Here is an 18149-nt window from a genome sequence, read left to right as displayed (position 1 = left end):
TCGTCATGGAAAACATCGCATGGATGGCCTGGACGCCGCCGACGGCGATCTTCTTCGGCCTGCTGGCACTCACGCTGGGCACCATGACTTGGCTCGCAGTCGCCTATCCCGAAGCCGAACGCATCGGCATCCTGCGCATTCCTACCACGCGCGGCGACCGGCTGTTCCTGTCGCTGATCGCAGCGGCCGTCATCCACCTGTTGTGGATCGGCTTCGTCGGCAGCGATCCGATCGCGACGCTGCCGATCGGCGAGGAGGGAGTTGAAATCTCGAATCTGTGGTTCGGGACATTGATTTCGCTGGTCTCGGCGGTGGCAATTTTCCGCACCGTCTGACCGGCATGGACTGCAGTCCCGGGATGAACCCGGGCCTGAAACAGAAGTGAGGGAGGAAGCTATGAGGCACCTGACGACACAGGCACGTCGCCCGACGCGCCATATCATGATGACCAGCGCTGCTGCGTTGATCACGGCGACTGCGTTGCTCGCCGCGCCGGCCAAGGCCGACGACGCCACCATTCAGAAGTGGATCGACAGCGAATTCCAGCCATCCACGCTGTCGAAGGCTGAGCAGCTGAAGGAACTGCAGTGGTACGAGAAGGCCGCGCAGCCATTCAAGGGCATGGAGATCAATATCGTCTCCGAAACCATCACCACGCACGAATACGAATCGCGCACGCTGGCCAAGGCGTTCTCCGAAATCACCGGCATCAAGCTGAAGCATGACCTGATCCAGGAAGGCGACGTGGTCGAGAAGCTGCAGACCCAGATGCAGTCCGGCAAGAACGTCTATGACGGCTGGATCAACGACTCCGACCTGATCGGCACGCATTTCCGCTACGGCCAGACCATCGCGCTGTCGGACTACATGACCGCAGAAGGCAAGGACGTCACCAGCCCGACGCTCGACGTCAAGGACTTCATTGGAACGTCCTTCACCACCGCGCCGGACAAGAAGATGTATCAACTGCCCGACCAGCAGTTCGCCAACCTTTACTGGTTCCGGTACGACTGGTTCACCAATCCCGACTACAAGGCCAAGTTCAAGGCCAAGTATGGCTACGATCTCGGCGTGCCCGTGAACTGGTCGGCCTATGAAGATATTGCCGAGTTCTTCACCAACGACATCAAGGAGATCAACGGCGTCAAGGTCTATGGCCACATGGACTACGGCAAGAAGGATCCGTCGCTCGGCTGGCGCTTCACCGACGCCTGGCTATCGATGGCCGGCAATGGCGACAGGGGTCTTCCGAACGGTCTGCCCGTCGATGAATGGGGCATTCGCATGGAAGGCTGTCGTCCGGTCGGCTCCTCCGTCGAGCGCGGCGGCGATACCAACGGTCCGGCAGCGGTCTACTCGATCGCGAAATACCTCGACTGGATGAAGAAGTATGCCCCGCCGCAGGCGCAAGGCATGACCTTCTCGGAGTCGGGGCCGGTGCCGGCGCAGGGCAATATCGCCCAGCAGATGTTCTGGTACACCGCCTTCACCGCCGACATGGTGAAGCCGGGTCTTGCGGTCATGAATGCCGACGGTACGCCGAAGTGGCGCATGGCCCCGTCGCCGCATGGCTCGTACTGGAAGGAAGGCATGAAGCTCGGCTATCAGGACGTCGGTTCGGGCACGCTGCTCAAGTCGACGCCTGCCGATCGCCGCAAGGCAGCCTGGCTCTATCTGCAGTTCATCACCTCGAAGACGGTGTCGCTGAAGAAGAGCCATGTCGGTCTCACCTTCATCCGTGAGAGCGATATCTGGGACAAGTCGTTCACCGAACGTGCGCCGAAGCTCGGCGGTCTGGTCGAGTTCTATCGCTCGCCGGCCCGCGTGCAGTGGTCGCCGACCGGCAACAACATCCCGGACTATCCGAAGCTGGCGCAGTTGTGGTGGCAGAACATCGGCGATGCGTCGTCCGGTGCGAAGACCCCGCAGCAGGCGATGGACTCACTGGCCGCAGCTCAGGATTCGGTGCTCGAACGTCTTGAACGATCCAAGGTTCAGGGCGAATGCGGACCGAAGCTGAACAAGAAGGAAACGGCCGAGTTCTGGTATGCGAAGTCCGCCAAGGACGGCAACATCGCGCCCCAGCGCAAGCTGGCCAACGAGAAGCCGAAGGGCGAGACGGTGGACTACGACACGCTGATCAAGTCGTGGCCCGCGACTCCGCCGCAGAAGCGCGCGTCGAACTAAGACGAGCTTTCTGAACAAACAAAAAAGGCCGGGAGCGATCCCGGCCTTTTCTCTTGCTGTCATTCCGGGGTCACGCCCGCAAAGATGCGTGTGCGCCCCGGAATGACGGCGTACTTACTCCGCTGCCTGCTTCGCGCCCAGCACCGGATAATCCGTGTAGCCCTTCGCGCCGCCGCCATAGAACGTCGCCTTGTCGGCATCATTGAGTGGCGCGCCGGCCTTCAGGCGCTCGACCAGATCCGGGTTCGAGATGAACGGCTTGCCGAACGCGATCAGGTCGGCGGCATCGGCCGCGAGAACCTTGTTGGCCAGCGCGAGATCGAAGCCGTTATTGGCGATATATGTGCCCTTGAAGCGCTTGCGCAGGCTGGCATAGTCGAACGGTGCGACATCGCGCGGACCGCCGGTCGCGCCTTCGACGACATGCAGATAGACCAGCTTCTCGGCGCTGAGCCCGTCGGTGATGTAGTCGAACAGCTTTTGCGCCTGCGTGTCGGCGGCGGCATCGTTGGCCGGCGTCACCGGCGAGATGCGGATACCGGTTCTGTCGCCGCCGATTTCCTTGGCAACTGCCGCGGCCACTTCCAGCATTAGTTTGGCGCGGTTCTCGAGCGAACCGCCATAGGCGTCGGTGCGCTTGTTGGTGCTGTCACGCGCGAATTGCTCGAGCAGATAACCATTGGCGCCATGGATCTCCACGCCGTCGAAACCGGCCTCGACCGCATTGGCAGCGCCGCGTGCGAAACTATCAATGACACCTTGAATTTCACCCAGCTCCAGCGCGCGGGGCTCCGAGACGTCGGTGAAGGTGTTGTTGACGAAGGTCTTGGTGTTGGCGCGGATCGCCGAAGGGGCCACCGGCGCGCCGCCATTCGGCTGCAGGCTGACATGCGAGATACGGCCAACGTGCCAGATCTGCATATAGATATGACCGCCCTTGGCATGCACGGCCTCGGTCACCTTCTTCCAGCCGGCGATCTGCTCCTTGGTATAGATGCCCGGGACGTCCTGATAGCCCTGGCCCTGCTGCGAGACGGGTGTGCCTTCGGTTACCAGAAGGCCGGCGCTGGCACGCTGGCTATAATATTCGACCGCCAGCGGGTTCGGCACGTTGCCCGGCAATGCGCGATTGCGCGTCAGCGGTGCCATCACCGTGCGATTGGTTAGCGTGTTCGCACCAAGCTTGTAGGGGTCGAAGAGTTTGGACGTGCTCATGATGAATGATCCAGTCGATGAAAGGTGAAATCGAATTGGGCATCATGCAGCGCATTGGCAATACCGCTGCGCTGCATGTCGTTGGTTCAGGATAAAACAATCGTGGCGATGACGGATTGAATGATCATGATCTCTCTATCGGTCGGCCAGCAGCCGAATATCCTGCGGTGATGGCGCGGCTTACTGCGCGCCGAGGAAGTCGCGCTTGCCGACATCGATGCCGCACATCCGCAGGATGCCGTGGGCAGTGGTGATGTGGAAATAGAAGCTCGGTAGCGAGAAGCTGGTGAGGAATTGCTGGCCGGACATGGTGGTGGTCTTGCCGGGGCCGGTGGGGAAGGTGATCTCCCGGGTCTCGCCGCCGTCGAATTGGGCGGGCTTGTAGTTCTTCAGGTAATCGACGGTCCTGCCGATTCGCTGCTGCAATTCATCGAAGGTCGTTTCGGTATCCGGCACCGCCGGCACTTCGCTGCCGGACAGGCGCGCGCTGCCCTTGGTGGCGAAATCGCAGGAGAGCTGGACCTGCCGGCTCAGCGGCAGCATGTCCGGGAAAAGTCGCGTGCCGAGCAGGACGGCGGGCTCGATCTTCTTTGCGGCAGCATAGGTTTCGGCCTTTTTCAGTCCAGCGGACAGACTGCCCAGCATCTGCAGATAGGCGGGCACGACGAAATCATAGAACGGCATGAGGATGCTCTTTTGTGATGCGTTTCGAGGCACAGCGCGCCAGGTCGAGAAAGATGCTGTTGCATGGAGTTGGGGCGCGCTTGGCTGATTTCAACCGCCCGGCCTCACAAAAGAGAAGAAATTTACCGCCCGGATTTCAGCGCCGCCAACAATTCAGCCGTCGGCCAGGAGTCCGCGGGCAGGCCGAACTTGACCTGCATGGCCTTCACCGCTGTGCGACTCTGCTGGCCGAGGATGCCGTCGATCTTGCCGACATTGAAGCCGCGCTTCGCCAGCAGTTGCTGCAGCTCGCGCAGTTCGGGATGTGACAGCTGCGCGACAGGGGCGGAGGGCTGCCGCATCTTGGATGCGCCATTGATGCGGGTGGCGAGATAGGCCGCGGTGGTCGAATAGATCAGCGAATTATTCCATTCGGTATAGGCGGCGAAATTCGCGTAAGCGAGGAAAGCGGGACCGTGCCGGCCCATCGGCAGCAGCAGCGAGGCCGGCATACTGTCGTTCGGCAGCGGCCGTCCATCGGGATAGCTGACGCCGAATGACGCCCATTTGGCGCGCGGCAGTTGGATAGTGAGATCGGCCTGATCCCAAGGTACGTTCTCGGTGACGCGCACCTCCTGCAGCCATGGTTCGCCGCGCCGCCATTTAAGGCCCGTGGAAATGTAATGCGCCGTCGAGCCGATCACGTCGGCGGGGCTGCGCAGCAAATTACGATGGCCATCGCCGTCGTAGTCGACGGCATAGTTGAAGTAGTGCGTCGGCAGGAACTGCGTCTGGCCGAGTTCGCCGGCCCATGAGCCGATCATCTCGGCTGGCGACAGGTCGCCGCGATCGATGATCTTCAGCGCGGCGATGGTCTCGTCCTGAAACATCTTCGAGCGCCGGCAATCGTAAGCCAGCGACACCAGCGAGCGCAGCGTCTGCAGATTGCCCATCTGCACGCCGAAGTCGCTCTCCAGTGCCCAGAACGCCGCGATGACCGCGGGCGGCACGCCATATTCCTTCTCGGCGCGCGCAAAGGCTGCGGCGTTCTGCTTGATCTTGAGCTGCCCGTTCTGCATCCGGTAATCCGCCGCCATGCGTCCGGCGAATTGCGTGAACAACTGCCCGAATACGCGCTGTCCACGGTCGCGGTTGACGATGCCCTGGTCGTAGACGAGGTAGGGCGCCGCTTCCGCCATCGCGCGCTGCGATACCCCGCTAGCGACAGCCTGCTGTTTCAGCCCGGCAAGGAATTGATCGAAGCTCTGGCCGCCATGGCAGGATGCGGCGCGCTGGGCGGAGGCGGGGGAGGCGAGGGCGATCAGGGCTGATGTTGCGAGCAGGATTGCAAATCGAATCGACATAAATATTCGCAGCATGAAGGCCCTTTCGGTCGTCATGCCCGGGCCTGTCCCGGGCATCCTTATGGACAGTTATTGTTTGAAGCAATTGTCGCGATGCCAACTTAAGAAATGTGGATGCGGCCGCTGTGACGTTCGTTGAGGCGGAAGCGCATGGCCATTCTTGTTGACTAGAGCGCGGACGCTCTCAAAATCATTCACGTGACGAGAAATGAGGATTTCAAGTTCGTCGGAGAGGCTAATCAATCCACGGTCGAACATCCAATGAGCTGTGCCTGAAAGAGCGATCCCGTTGTTGATGATGTCGGGGCCATTCGCTTCGACAGGTCGAATGTGAGCTGCATCGACCTCGGCGCGACCACCGCCATTGATAAGCTTGAGTCCAGTCACCGCACAGCGCCGATCATAAGCGTCGAGAATGATGCGCCGAAAAGCTCGATTTCGGACAATTCGTGAAGTGAGATAGTTCAACCGATCTCGCGTTTCTTCGAATTTGAAAGGAGCTTGTACTTCGTCGAATTGTGGGATGGATGTGATGTCGCCAATTCTTGGTAGGACTTGATCGCTCTCATCGAGCCCGAGCGTTAAAATGCGTTCAAAGTCCGTTGGACTAATCGGCCGCACGGCAGACTGGGCTCGACCCGAAATTCGGCCTTGCTCGTTCAGGACGCCGCGCTCAATGACGCCCTGGGCGTCGGTGAAGGGAACAGGTGTCGCGAAATCGAGGTAGCTCGATGGTTCGATTAGTGCGAGATACATGCCTGCTGCTGAAGGGTCTGGGATAATCCGCTCAACCTTGGCAATGGCAAAGTAGCCACGTGTCGCTTCGACTTTGCGCGGTTCGTAATAGATGATCCAGTCGCCAACGAAGGTCTGTGCCCGGCTGAGGTACTGACTCGGAAATTGATACTGCTCGGCCGGGCTGTCGTCGTAGATCGAATCTGTGCGGTGAATGAAAACCCCAAATCCCATGCGATCTGTATAGCACGGCTTTTTCTACCGCAAAGGCTCGGGGCGCCTCACAACTCCCGCGCATTGCTGAACGCAAAGCTCGACACCCGCCGCGTATTCTCGTCCAGGATCAGGCTGCGCGTGATCGGCGGCTCCGCGCGCTGGCTGCAGTTTTCGCGCTCGCAGAGGCGGCAATTGACGCCGATCGGCGTGCCTTCGGTCTTTTCCAGATCGAGGCCGGCCGAATAGGCCAGCTTGCCGGCGTGGCGGATCTCGCAGCCGAGGCCGATGGCGAAGCGCGGTTGCGGCTGCGGATGCGGCGCTGCTGGCCGACGTAGCGTCTGTGCGATGGAGAAATAGCGGCTGCCATCGGGCAGCTCGATCACCTGGCTCAGCAGGCGGTCCGGTGTGTCGAATGTCGAATGCACGTTCCACAGTGGACAGGTGCCGCCGAATTTCGAGAACGGGAAGGTTCCGGATGAAAACCGCTTCGACACGTTGCCAGCATTATCGACGCGCAGCATGAAGAACGGCACGCCGCGCGCATTCGGCCGCTGCAGCGTGGTGAGGCGATGACAGATTTGCTCGAATCCGACATTGAAACGCTGGCCGAGCACCTGCACGTCATAGCTCAGCGCTTCCGCGGCGGCATGAAACGCTGCATAGGGCATCAGTGCCGCCGCTGCGAAATAGTTGGCCAGCGTGATGCGATAGAGCCGCCGTGTGGTGTCGTCGAGCGGCCCGGCGCGGCCAATGATGGTCTCGAAATGCGATGAACATTCGACGAGGCCGATCTGGAACGCGACCTGAAAGGCGCGGCCGGGAGCATCGACCATTTCGGAGATCAGCAATTGCCGGCGATGCCGGTCGAAACGTCTGAGCGTCTCGCGCATCACGTCCACCGGCATGATGCGGGTCACGATCGAGTATTTGTCGCGCAGTCGTGCGCTCAGCGCCGCAAACAGATCCTGCGACGGCACGTTGATCTCGTCGCGTAGGCCTTCGGAGGTCGTTTCGAGTTCGGGGAAGTAATTGCGGTTGGCCTCGATCAAATCACGCACGCGCTCGATCGGATTGGCTTCGAAGGGCGCGCCTTCGTGCCGATCGGCCATCTGCGCCGCCACCATGGTCTCGCCGCGCCGCGCTTCGGTATAAGCCGCATAGAGCCGCTGCAGCGCATGCGTGACGCCGGGACAGAGTTCGGCAAGGTCGCGCAATTCCTGTTTCGGCAAATCGATCTGGCGAAACAGCGGATCGGAAAAGATTTCGTTCAGCTCCGCGAAGAAGCGATCTTCATCCGCCGTCGCGAGATCGCGGAGATCGAGGTCATAGGTCTCGGCGAGGCGCAGCAGCAACTGCGCGGTGACCGGCCGCTGGTTGCGCTCAATCAGATTGATGTAGCTCGGCGAAATGCCGAGGCCCTCTGCCATCTGGGTCTGGGACAGGCCCTGTTGCTGCCGGATCCGCCTGAAGCGCGGCCCCACGAACAGCTTCTTGCCAGACTCGCCCGCCATCCGCGCCAATTCCTGGTTCCCGAGTCGCCACTCGGTCGTTGATTGTGACAAAATCGACAAGATGACATTTATTACAAGTCGTGATGTTACATCACATCACCATTCAAACACAAGGCATCTGGTGGTTTTGCCTGACATGGCGTTATCTGTTCACACGGTGAATGCATCGCATGTCACGAATGTCGATTTAAGGAATGAACAGGAGCACGACATGTCACACGGTAGCAATTTCTGGGTCATCGGCGGCGAGTTCGGTTCGATGAACTTCCACAAGCTGGTTGAAGGCTCGGCCCAGGTGCAGGGCCCGTTCAAGACGCGCAAGCAGGCCGAAGAAGCCTGGAAGACCGTGTCGGAAGAGAATCGCCACCGCGCCGGCGTCCGCTTCTCCATCGTCGAAGAGCCGAGCCGCCAGGTCGCTTAGGACCGACGGTTCGCCTGAGGCTGAGACCCGAGCGGCGCCAGTGCCGCCGCTCGCCTCAAGCCTGTCGCTGATTTGCCCATAAGAAGACGTCCAAGGATATCAGCGGCCTCATCCGGGAAACCGGGTGGGGCCGTTGATGCGTTTAGCGGCCAAGCCTCTGGAAACAAACGGCCTTTCCGGCACTCGTGGTTACTGATAGGTTACTGCCCGGTGGATGGCGCGCTCAGGCAGCCAGAAAGGGGTCCAGCGTGGCGAGTAACGGGACGAAGCCTGTCGAGGAAGTCAGGCCGCAGCGACTGCGCGACGCGTTGCGTCAGGCCCGCATCGAGGCGGCCGATCGCACCGGTGTCGTCGTCGAGTTGCGCGATGCCGAAGTGGCGCGGCTGGAGATCCTCAATGAAGCGCTCGATCCGCTGTTCGCCGAGATTCCTGTTGGCATCGAGATGTTCGACCGAGGCATCAGCCAGGGCGACACGCCGCGGCTGTGGATCGACATGGTCGCCCATGTGGCGATGGGGCGCGACAAGCGCATGTATCGCTTCGTGCAGGACACCCGCCACGGTCGCGTGGTGCTGGCCGAGGCGCATGACGTTCCGACCATCGTAAAGGCGGTCACCGACTATATCGCGCGCCGCATGATTGAGCGCGAGCACGCGCTGGTGACAATGCCGGCGCCGGAGGTAGCGACGGCGGTGAAGAAGCCGCGCAGCAGATTCTGGCCGTTCGTGTTCGGTGTGATTGTCGGCGTCGTGGGACTATTTGCGCTCGCGCTGTTCGCGTCCGTGCGCGGACATTAGTCACGCTACACCAGCATCGTCCGCGTCAGCTCGTGCACCATATTGCTGCCCCCGAATCCTCGCACCGTCTGCTCGCAGCGCCAGCGTTCGCCGTCGCGTTCGATGGCGAACAGATTGTAGGCGGCTGCCGGCTTGTGGCCGTGTGCAACCGATGATGCCGATGGCACGCCGATTGCGGGAATGCGCCGCTGTGGGCCGTCGAACCACATGGTCGAATGAATGTGGTCGTGGCCGTGCAGGATCAGTTCGACGCCGTGGCGCTTGAGCACAGCTTGCAGCGCTTCGGAATCCGTCAGTCGCTTCATTTTCTGCTTTGAGCGTAGCGGATGATGAATCAGCAATACGCGAAACAGATGAGCGTCGGCGAGGCCGCCAAGCATAATGTTGAGCGCCTTAAGCTGTGCGTCGCCGAGCGAGCCCGTCGCCATGAACGGCGCGGTTGGCACACTCGACGACACGCCGATCAGAGCCAGCGGGCCGCGGATACGCAGAAATGGAAAGCGCGTATCGGGGGTGCCGTCACTGCGCATATAGTCGCCGAAAGTCTCGGCGAAACGTTCGGGTGCTCCGCGCACATAGGCGTCGTGATTGCCGGGTACCAGCGAGACCTTGTCCGGTGTGCCGACGCTTTCGATCCAGCGGCGCGCGCGCGGGAATTCGGCATCCAGGGCGAGATTCACGAGATCGCCAGTGACGGCAATATGGTCCGGCTGCTGCGCCTGCATGTCGCTGACGATGACATCCAGCATATCGCGGCGGTGGATCAGATGCCGGTTACGCCGCCAGTTCAGATAGCCGAGCACGCGCTGGCCCAGGAGCTCGCGCCATTGCGGCTCTGGCATCGGCGGAACATGCGGATCGGACAGATGGGCGAGGGTGAAAGCGGTCATGAGAAGCGATCTGTCCCTGCGCGTATGTGAACAAGCCGGCTCAATGCGCCCTCATGCCTGTGAAATCCCTGCATGTTTTGGCAAGGTGGGGCATATGACGCAAGCACCCACCGTGTCGCCAGCCAGGAATTTGCCGCGATGACCTCACCGACGTTGCGGCAGCGGCTGGAGCCGACCCTGCGCAAATTCGTGCATCTGTATTTCCGCTTCGCCCGCGGCATGACCTTGGGCGTCCGTGCCGTGGTGCTGGACGCTGACAATCGCGTGTTTCTAGTCCGGCACACTTATGTCACCGGCTGGTATCTGCCCGGCGGCGGCGTCGAAGTCGGCCAGACCTTTCGCGAGGCGCTAGACATGGAGCTGCGGGAAGAGGGGCGCATCGAACTCACGGGAGAGCCGGTTCTGCATGGCGTCTTCCTCAACAGCCATGTCTCGATCCGCGATCATGTGGCGGTCTATGTGGTCAGGCAGTTCCAGCAGGACCGGCTGCCGGAGCCCAATCGCGAAATCGCCGAAACCGGCTTCTTCGTCCTCGATGCCCTGCCTCACGACACCACCGAGGGCACCCGGCTGCGGCTAGCCGAGATCTTCGACGGCAAGCCGATCAGTGCTACCTGGCGGGTCTGATCCCGTCCGCCCGGGCAATGGACCGCGCGCCCGCCAAATGCTATCCCGCCTCCCGACATGAATGACCTTTCTCTGACCATCCTGGCGGAAACCGCCAACGACGCCCAGATCATCGAACGGCTGCATGCCCGCACCTTCGGCCCGGGCCGTTACGTGCTATCAGCCTACCGGCTGCGTGAACATGTCGGTCATCTGCTCGACCTGTCTTTCACGGCACGGATCGGCACGCTGCTGGTCGGCTCGGTCCGGCAATTGCCGATCTGTGTGGGTGATACGCCGGCACTGCTGCTCGGGCCGCTGACCGTCGAGCCGCCATTCCGCAGCCGCGGCGTCGGCCGCAAGCTGCTGGACCGCGCCATCGCCGATGCGCGCAAGAAGGGCCACAAGCTCATCGTGCTGGTCGGCGACGAGCCCTATTACCGCCGGGTCGGCTTCAAGGCGATCCCTAAGGGCAATGTGACCATGCCGGGTCCGGTCGATCAAAACCGGTTGCTTGTGCTCGAGCTGGTGGAGGGCGCCGCTACGGGTCTCGCCGGCGCCGTTCGGCCGGATTGGGACGCGGCGAAGTAAAAGCCACAAGCTGTCATTCCGGGGCAGGTCGAGCCGCGAAGCGGATCGGCCTGAACCCGGAATCTCGAAGTGCCTTGCAGCGAGTTTCACCACGCCGAGATTCCGGGTCTGCGCCAAAGAGGCGCATCCCGGAATGACGAGTGTATGGAAATCAGAACTTCACACTCGCAAACGCCCGCACGTTCAGTCCGGGTTGCAGCACGTTGTCCTTGTTGTAGGACACCGCATTGCGAATGTTCTCGTTCAAGAGATTGTTGCCGACCACGCCAAGCGTCATTTCCTTGGCGCCGTAGATGCGCGGATCGAGCAACGTCTTGTAGCTCACTTCCGCTTTCAGCAGATTGTAGCCCGATGTCGGCGTCTCGGCGATCTCAGCGACGTCGTTCTGGGCGAAAGCGTGCAGCAAGTTCACGCGCGCGAACCAGTTGGCATCGCGCCAGAACAGACCGCCGCCGGCACGCACCGGCGGGATACGCGGCACATTGGTGCCGTCGCTGAAGGTCGCGCGCACGATGTCGGCCTGGGTCTCGATACCCCATGTGCCGCCATAGATCTGCGCAACATCGAGCTGGCTCTGGAATTCGCCGCCGCGGAAGGTGGCGTCACGCTGCGAATAAATCGCCTGGTTCAGTTCGAGGCCAAGCCCCGCCTGGCAGACTCCATCTCCGCAGGTGTTGCCGGTCAGGCGGCGATAGATGAAGCCGTTATACTGCGTGTAGTAGCCGGTGAGCTCGAAGCGGAACGGACCGGCGGCACGGCGCAGGCCGAGTTCGACCGACTTCGCCGTCTCGATGCCGAGATTGGGATTGCCGATGTCGAAGGTCTCCGTCGCATCATGTCCGCCGCGCGAGAACAGTTCGGCGGGCTTCGGTGCGCGCTCGGTATATTGCGCGGTGATGCTGGCGGAGAGCCCATACCAGGGCAGATCCTGGATCAGACCGATGCTGCCGCTCTTCGGCGTGAAGGTCAGGTTGCGCCCGACCGCCGGCCCGATCGCGCCCGGATCTGCATTGAGATCGAACTCGTTCGGGATCGACGATGGCGTCGTGCCCGACAGCTCGACATGCTCGATGCGGCCGGCGATCTGCGCCTTCGTGGTCTCGGTGAATTTGAACTCGTTGAAGCTGTAGCCCGCGACCCGGGTGTTCTTGTTCGGATCCCAAAGACCGTTGAGAGGGCTGCCGATGTCGTCAGGGCTCGGTGCCGTCAGTTCCTGATGGTTGACCTGCAGGCCGAAGGCCGAAGTAATCGTGGCGAAGCGCGCATTGAACGGCATCATCTGCACTTCGAGCCGGCCTTCTTGCTCCTTGTTCGTGAAGGTCTGGCGCACGCCGTCGGACAAGGGATCGCTGGCGTCGGCAAGGCCGATCTCGTTGTGCTTGTAGTTGGTCGCGCCGACCCAGAAGCGGATCGCTTCGACCGCCGCAGCATCCGGACGATACTCACCCTTGGCCGTGAACTTGGTCTGCTGGCCGGCGATGCGGGTGCCGACTTCGGCGCCTTCGACGCCGGGAATGCGATAGGTCGTGTTGTTTTGCGTGATCGCAGCACCGATATAACCGCCGGTGAAGAAGTAGGAACCGCCGACCGATGCGCCGGCCGACTGGTTCGACGAATTCGGCTGCTTGCCGTTGAAGGCGAGGCCGGGCTCCGCATAGGGATAGCTCGGCACATTATAGTCGCCCGCCTTGCGTCCATAGACATCGGCATGAACCGCGACATTGCCGCCGCCGGCATCGAGCAGGATGCCGCCATCGACGCCGCGATCCACCGAACTGAATGAGGTGCGGACTTCGGCATTCATGCAGCCCGGCGCCGCGAGACCGGCGGCCGGCGCCTTCACCGGCATGCCGTAGCTCTGGAACGGCGCCGCCACGGCGCAGTTCGGCAGCGCGTCGGGAATGCGATTGTTGGACGCGCTGACCACGCCGCCGATCGATTGCGAGCCATAACGCAGTGTCGCCGGGCCGCGGATCACCTCGATCTGATTGGCGGCAAACGGATCCACCGGCACGAAATGATCTTCGCCGAGGTCGGATGCGCCGTTGCTGCCGATGCCGTTTTCGACGATGCCGACACGATTGACGTCGAGACCCCTGATGATCGGCCGGCTTGATGCGCCCGGTGCGTAGCCGGAGCCGGTTATGCCAGGCTTGTTGGCGAGCAGGTCGCCGAGCGTCGAGGCACCGGAACGGCGGATCTCGTCATTCGGCACCACGGTGACGGTGGCGAACTGATCGGTGACGATCGGGAGTTCGCCCTGCTGCGCCTGCACGGCCGGCTCTGCCTCGACGGGCACCGGCGCGGCATTGCGGTTCGGCGCGGGGCGCGTGACATGGGTATGCGCGGTGCGTGACGGCACCGGCTTGCGGCGCACGATCGGGCTTGGCGCGGTGACTTCCACGGCGGGAAGCTGCGTCTGCGCCAGCGCGGATTGCGGGAGGCAGCTCAGTCCCACCACGGCAGATGTGCCGAGCAGGAGGGCGCGCTTGAATTGAATCGACATAGGTTTGTCCTGACTTCACCGGCGGCGCGGTTTGTGCGCTTGAGCCGGGACTCGCGGTGATGCGAATCTGACTTCGGTTACGCAGCCTGCGAGGAATTCGCGGCAGCGATCGTCAAAGGTCGTGTCAGGAAACAGGAGGGCCGCGCGGCTGCGACGCGCCGCTGATGGCGTCGAGATGGTCGAATTCAGCCTCGGCGATCCGCTGCAGCAGGACGGCAGCCTGCGGCAACAGCAGGACCGGCGGCGCGGCGAACAGCGCTGTACCGGCCATCGCCATGACGGCGCAGATGGCGCAGGGATCGGCGCCGCGGTGATGGTGGTCAGTATCTGGAGCGGCCGGTGTCTGCGCAGCTTCGCCGGCAGAGAGGGCGATGGCGGTGTCGAGAGGGGCCGCGTGCACCGTCCCGCCATGGACATGGCTGAACGACAGAACGAGCTGCACCGCCAGCGCGAACAGCGCCAGCTTTGCCCCATTCCTGATATTCGCGCGAAACCACTTCATGCCGACAGGCTGCCCCGGCATCGGTCGGCGGAGAGGTCTGCCAGCACCGATGTTATAATGTAACATCGCGCGACAGGCGGCCGGGTGTCAACGGCCAGTCATCTCCGGACACAGAAACCCGGCCTGCTGTGGGATTACGGCAACGCTTCGCGTCGATGGATGTTGGCCAATCCACGCTGATGATGAGAGGGACCGAAATTGCGCGTTACACCGTCGCGCGCCTTGCAATGGCTGTCGCATGCGCGCTGGCCAGCACACGCGCCGTCATCTTCTGAAATTGCAGCGCTGCCGGCGACAGGCTGCGGCCGGTCTGCTGAATCCAGGACAGTTGCCGCGTGATCGCCGGGCGCACGAGCTGGAAAGCGATCAGACCTGGGTACTGCTCGGTCGGCATCATATAGGAGGGCAAGATCGCATAGCCGATGCCCTTCGCCGTCATCGAAAGCGCCGTGTTGATGAGCGACACTTCGTGGGTCGGGATGAGCACCTTGCCATCGCGCCCCAGCCGTCGGTCGATCTGTGCTCGGATCAGCGTGTCGCGGCGCATCGCGATGGTCGGTAGTGTCGCGAGTTCATCCCACGATAGCGTTTGCATCGCTGCGATCGGGCAACCCGGCCAGCCGATGGCGCTGAGACGCCCTCTCACCAGAGGCGTCAGCGTCACCTCGGGCACCGGGCCATCCACGCTGCCGATGGCGAATTCGGCGTCCGACGCGAGCAGCGCGCTTACAAGCTGATCGGATGCGACATCGCGCATGATGACATCAACGTCGGGATAAGCGGTGCGGAATGTCGCGAGCACTGCCGGCATGAGCGCGGAGGCTGCACCGGCCGATGCGACGAAGACGACTGTGCCGCTCCGTGCTTCCGACAGGCTGCGCATCTGACGCGTGAGGCTGAGCGCGTCGCCCAACATACGCTCTGCGGCTCGAACTGCGTCGCGTCCGGCTGCGGTCGGTATACACGACCGTGTCGTGCGGTCGAACATTGGCAGGCCCAACTGCAATTCAAGCTGGCGGAGCAGCAGGCTGACCGCCGCTTGGGTGATGTGAAGTTCTTGAGCTGCGCGCGTCATCGAGCCTGTGCGGCTGACCGCGACCAGTGCTTCCAGTTGGCGAAGGGTGATATTCATGAGGTAATCTTATCAATCAATACTGGAAAAGCGACTTCTCTTATCAAGAGTTGCGGCTAGCTTCAACGTAACGCGCGCAGACGCGGTCGAGGGAGCCAGCCATGCAAGACTATGAGACATCCGTCGTTATCGTTGGCGCAGGGCCTGTGGGCCTCACCGCTGCTCTGGACCTGGCATCCAGAGGGATAGACGTGATCGTGCTCGAGACGCGGCACGCCGGCGAGCCGCCCAATGTCAAATGCAACCATGTTTCGGCGCGATCGATGGAGGTTTTTCGCCGGCTTGGCATCGTGACCCAAATCCGCGACGCCGGTCTGCCGCCCGACTTTCCCAACGATTGCTCGTATCGCACCACCGCAACGGGCATCGAACTCAGCCGGATCGTCATTCCGTCGCGCGCCACGCGCTACACCGCAACGGATGGACCTGACACGTGGTGGCCGACGCCTGAACCGCCGCACCGCATCAACCAGATCTATCTGGAGCCTGTTCTGTTTGCGAACGCGGCCGCCAATCCCAGGATCACGATTTTGTCCCGCACCGAGATGGTGCATTTCGATCAGGACATATCGGGCGTCTCGGTCAAGGCCCGTGGGCTCGATGAGGGCCGATCCTTCACCATCCGTGCCCGTTTTCTCATTGGATGTGACGGCGGCCGCTCATTGACACGCAAGCTGATCGGCGCGTCATTTGTCGGAACGCCTGTGATCCAGCGGGTTCAATCGACCCTCATCGATGCGCCGGATCTGAAGACCCTGATGCAGCCCCACACACCAGCCTGGATGGTGCTGGCGCTCAACCCGCGCCGGACCGGCACTGTCGTTGCCATCGACGGGCATGACCGGTGGCTGATCCACAATCACCTCAAGCCGGACGAGCCGGAATTCGACTCGGTCGATCGCGACTGGTCTATCCGTACTATTCTGGGCGTCGGGCCTGATTTCAATTACAAGGTCGTCAGCAAGGAAGACTGGGTCGGGCGCCGTCTCGTCGCTGATCGCTTCCGCGACCGTCGCGTCTTCATTTGCGGGGATGCCGCGCATCTGTGGATGCCTTACGCCGGCTACGGAATGAACGCCGGCATCGCTGATGCAGTTTCGCTGTGCTGGATGCTCGCAGCGCATCTCAACGGCTGGGCGGATGCCGGTCTGCTCGATGCCTATGCGGCCGAACGTCAGCCGATCACCGATCAGGTGTCACGGTTCGCGATGGAGCATGCGCTTGCCAGCATCAGCCAGCGCGGCGCAGTACCTGCGGTGATCGAGGAAGACAGCGAAGCGGGTGCGGCGGCGCGTGCCGCGGTCGGCCGTGCCGCCTATGATCTCAACGTGAAGCAATACTGCTGCGCGGGGCTCAATTTCGGTTACTTCTATGATCAGTCACCGGTCATCGCCTATGATGGCGAGGCGCCGCCGGCCTATACGATGGGCGATTTTGACCCCTCGACGGTGCCGGGCGCCAGGATGCCGCATGTCTGGCTGAGCGATGGCCGTTCGATCTTTGACGCGATGGGGCCCGGCTATACGCTTTTGCGCTACGATCCGGCTTGCGATGTGACTGCGTTGAGAGAGGCCGCGCGCCGCAACGGAGTTCCTCTGACGCTGATCGATCTGTCGATAGCGGAGGTCGATGCAGGGCAACCCGCTGAAGCATTGCTGCTGGTGCGGCCGGATCAGCATATTGCCTGGCGTGGTCGCCTCCCTCCGCCGGACCCCGACGCGTTGATTGATCTCATCACGGGCAGAACCGCGTCTACGCATCGGAGCGCAGCCGCGCACCAAAACTCAGCCTCGCATACTGTTTCGGGAGCAATTGCATGACTGTATTCGCTCCGACCCGCAGGATGTTGCTTGCAGGCGCCGCCAGTTCGATCGTGGTCGGTACGACGACGCCCGTGTGGGCCGCCTATCCTGACCAACTCATCAAGATTGTCGTCACCTTTCCGCCAGGCGGCAGCGCCGACATCTTTATTCGTGCGCTTGAGCCGGTGATCGCTGCAGACCTGAAGCAGGGCTTCATCATCGAAAATCGCGGCGGCGCGGGCGGCAATATCGGTATGCAGGCGGTGGCGCAGGCGAAGCCTGACGGCTACACCTTAGGCGTGGCGCCGGCAGGCGCATTGACCATCAACCCTCATATCAGCCCGGCGACGTCTTTCGATCCGATCAAGGATCTGACGCCGATTACGCTGCTCGCCGATATCCCGTTTGTGCTGGTCGCAGCGCCTGACGCCCCATTTGCCACGCTCAAAGAGGCGCTTGCGACTGCTGCTGCAAAGCCCGGGCAACTATCGGTGGGATATGGCGGCAACGGCACCGTGATGCACATGACGGCTGCGCTGTTTCTCCAAACAACGAATGTCAAACTGACGCTCGTTCCCTATCGGGGTACAGGGCCTGCGGTGACCGATGTCCTTGCCGGGCATATCCCGCTTGCGGTGTTGGACATCCCCAGTTCGCTGGAATTGATCCGTGCCGGCCGACTGAAACCACTTGGCGTCACCAGCGCCAAGCGCGTGCCGTTCCTTCCCGAAGTGCCCACACTCGATGAGCAAGGTGTTGCCGGGTTTGAATCGACGGGCTGGTTCGGCCTCGTGGCTCCCGCCGCGACACCTGGTGACATCGTGACGCGTTTGAATGCCGCCTTCGTCAAGGCTCTGGGAGACCCGGACGTGATCGAGAAGCTGCGGACGATCGGTGCACAGCCGGCACCAATGACGCCGGAAGCCTTCGCGGCCTATATCCGCTCGGAAAGCGCCAAATGGGGGCGTCTCACGCGGGAGATGAACCTCGCGGCGCAATGACCCGGCCGCC

Annotated in this window: 17 protein-coding genes; 8 read left to right on the top strand and 9 right to left on the bottom strand. The window is 62.1% G+C overall.

The window, feature by feature from the left end; all coding sequences use genetic code 11:
* The first annotated feature begins 5 nt into the window (after positions 1–5).
* Positions 6–335 carry a DUF2160 domain-containing protein gene (locus AB8A23_RS01400; RefSeq protein ID WP_089262582.1) on the top strand — a complete coding sequence of 110 codons (330 nt, stop codon included), beginning with the start codon at positions 6–8 and terminating at the stop codon, positions 333–335.
* A 61-nt stretch (positions 336–396) separates the two neighbouring features.
* Positions 397–2187, top strand: a complete 1791-nt coding sequence (locus AB8A23_RS01395) for an ABC transporter substrate-binding protein (RefSeq protein ID WP_089262580.1) — start codon at positions 397–399, stop codon at positions 2185–2187.
* A gap of 114 nt (positions 2188–2301) precedes the next feature.
* Here the strand turns inward: AB8A23_RS01395 and AB8A23_RS01390 are convergent, their stop codons facing one another.
* From AB8A23_RS01390 to AB8A23_RS01370, 5 genes are all read right to left on the bottom strand, one after another.
* Positions 2302–3402 (bottom strand): alkene reductase, encoded by a 1101-nt coding sequence (locus tag AB8A23_RS01390; RefSeq protein ID WP_439057098.1) that lies wholly within the window; start codon positions 3400–3402, stop codon positions 2302–2304.
* 180 nt (positions 3403–3582) lie between these two features.
* On the bottom strand, positions 3583–4086 hold the full coding sequence (locus AB8A23_RS01385) for a DUF1993 domain-containing protein (protein ID WP_439057099.1): 504 nt from the start codon (positions 4084–4086) through the stop codon (positions 3583–3585).
* Between the two features lie 122 nt (positions 4087–4208).
* A complete protein-coding gene (locus AB8A23_RS01380; RefSeq protein ID WP_439057100.1) occupies positions 4209–5429 on the bottom strand; it encodes a lytic murein transglycosylase in 1221 nt (406 codons plus the stop codon).
* Between the two features lie 69 nt (positions 5430–5498).
* Positions 5499–6398, bottom strand: coding sequence for an HNH endonuclease (locus tag AB8A23_RS01375; protein WP_175368669.1), 900 nt, complete (start codon positions 6396–6398; stop codon positions 5499–5501).
* A gap of 47 nt (positions 6399–6445) precedes the next feature.
* On the bottom strand, positions 6446–7891 hold the full coding sequence (locus tag AB8A23_RS01370) for a helix-turn-helix domain-containing protein (RefSeq protein WP_439057101.1): 1446 nt from the start codon (positions 7889–7891) through the stop codon (positions 6446–6448).
* A gap of 211 nt (positions 7892–8102) precedes the next feature.
* Between AB8A23_RS01370 and AB8A23_RS01365 the strand changes: the two genes are divergently transcribed.
* Together AB8A23_RS01365 and AB8A23_RS01360 are read left to right on the top strand one after the other, a co-directional pair.
* Complete coding sequence (locus AB8A23_RS01365) at positions 8103–8312, top strand: DUF4170 domain-containing protein (protein ID WP_068733054.1); 210 nt, start codon at positions 8103–8105, stop codon at positions 8310–8312.
* Positions 8313–8560: 248 nt separating this feature from the next.
* Entirely contained in the window at positions 8561–9109 is a 549-nt protein-coding gene (locus tag AB8A23_RS01360; protein ID WP_439057102.1) for a hypothetical protein, read from the top strand.
* Between the two features lie 5 nt (positions 9110–9114).
* On the opposite strand, the gene AB8A23_RS01355 is transcribed toward AB8A23_RS01360, so the two are convergent.
* Positions 9115–9999, bottom strand: coding sequence for a metallophosphoesterase family protein (locus tag AB8A23_RS01355; RefSeq protein WP_439057103.1), 885 nt, complete (start codon positions 9997–9999; stop codon positions 9115–9117).
* 138 nt (positions 10000–10137) lie between these two features.
* On the opposite strand from AB8A23_RS01355, the gene AB8A23_RS01350 reads away from it, so the two are divergent.
* Together AB8A23_RS01350 and AB8A23_RS01345 are read left to right on the top strand one after the other, a co-directional pair.
* On the top strand, positions 10138–10626 hold the full coding sequence (locus tag AB8A23_RS01350; protein ID WP_439057104.1) for an NUDIX domain-containing protein: 489 nt from the start codon (positions 10138–10140) through the stop codon (positions 10624–10626).
* A gap of 57 nt (positions 10627–10683) precedes the next feature.
* Complete coding sequence (locus tag AB8A23_RS01345) at positions 10684–11196, top strand: GNAT family N-acetyltransferase (RefSeq protein ID WP_093759621.1); 513 nt, start codon at positions 10684–10686, stop codon at positions 11194–11196.
* A 151-nt stretch (positions 11197–11347) separates the two neighbouring features.
* Here AB8A23_RS01345 and AB8A23_RS01340 read toward each other — a convergent pair whose 3' ends face one another.
* From AB8A23_RS01340 to AB8A23_RS01330, 3 genes are all read right to left on the bottom strand, one after another.
* Positions 11348–13702: a TonB-dependent receptor gene (locus AB8A23_RS01340; protein WP_439057105.1), complete on the bottom strand. Its 2355-nt coding sequence runs from the start codon at positions 13700–13702 to the stop codon at positions 11348–11350.
* 124 nt (positions 13703–13826) lie between these two features.
* Positions 13827–14204: a DUF2946 family protein gene (locus AB8A23_RS01335; RefSeq protein WP_439057106.1), complete on the bottom strand. Its 378-nt coding sequence runs from the start codon at positions 14202–14204 to the stop codon at positions 13827–13829.
* Positions 14205–14409: 205 nt separating this feature from the next.
* Entirely contained in the window at positions 14410–15336 is a 927-nt protein-coding gene (locus tag AB8A23_RS01330) for a LysR family transcriptional regulator (RefSeq protein WP_175368678.1), read from the bottom strand.
* Positions 15337–15437: 101 nt separating this feature from the next.
* Between AB8A23_RS01330 and AB8A23_RS01325 the strand changes: the two genes are divergently transcribed.
* The gene (locus tag AB8A23_RS01325) at positions 15438–17156 is read left to right on the top strand and encodes an FAD-dependent oxidoreductase (RefSeq protein WP_439057107.1); all 1719 of its coding nucleotides are present in this window, start codon (positions 15438–15440) and stop codon (positions 17154–17156) included.
* On the top strand, positions 17153–18139 hold the full coding sequence (locus AB8A23_RS01320; RefSeq protein ID WP_439057108.1) for a Bug family tripartite tricarboxylate transporter substrate binding protein: 987 nt from the start codon (positions 17153–17155) through the stop codon (positions 18137–18139). The genes AB8A23_RS01325 and AB8A23_RS01320 overlap by 4 nt, the downstream gene beginning before the upstream one ends.
* Positions 18140–18149 lie beyond the last annotated feature (10 nt).

It is taken from the genome of Tardiphaga sp. 619_E2_N8_4 (assembly GCF_051810905.1).
In the GTDB taxonomy this organism is placed as follows: Bacteria; Pseudomonadota; Alphaproteobacteria; order Rhizobiales; family Xanthobacteraceae; genus Tardiphaga; species Tardiphaga robiniae.
This window is presented reverse-complemented; position numbering and strand designations above follow the sequence as displayed.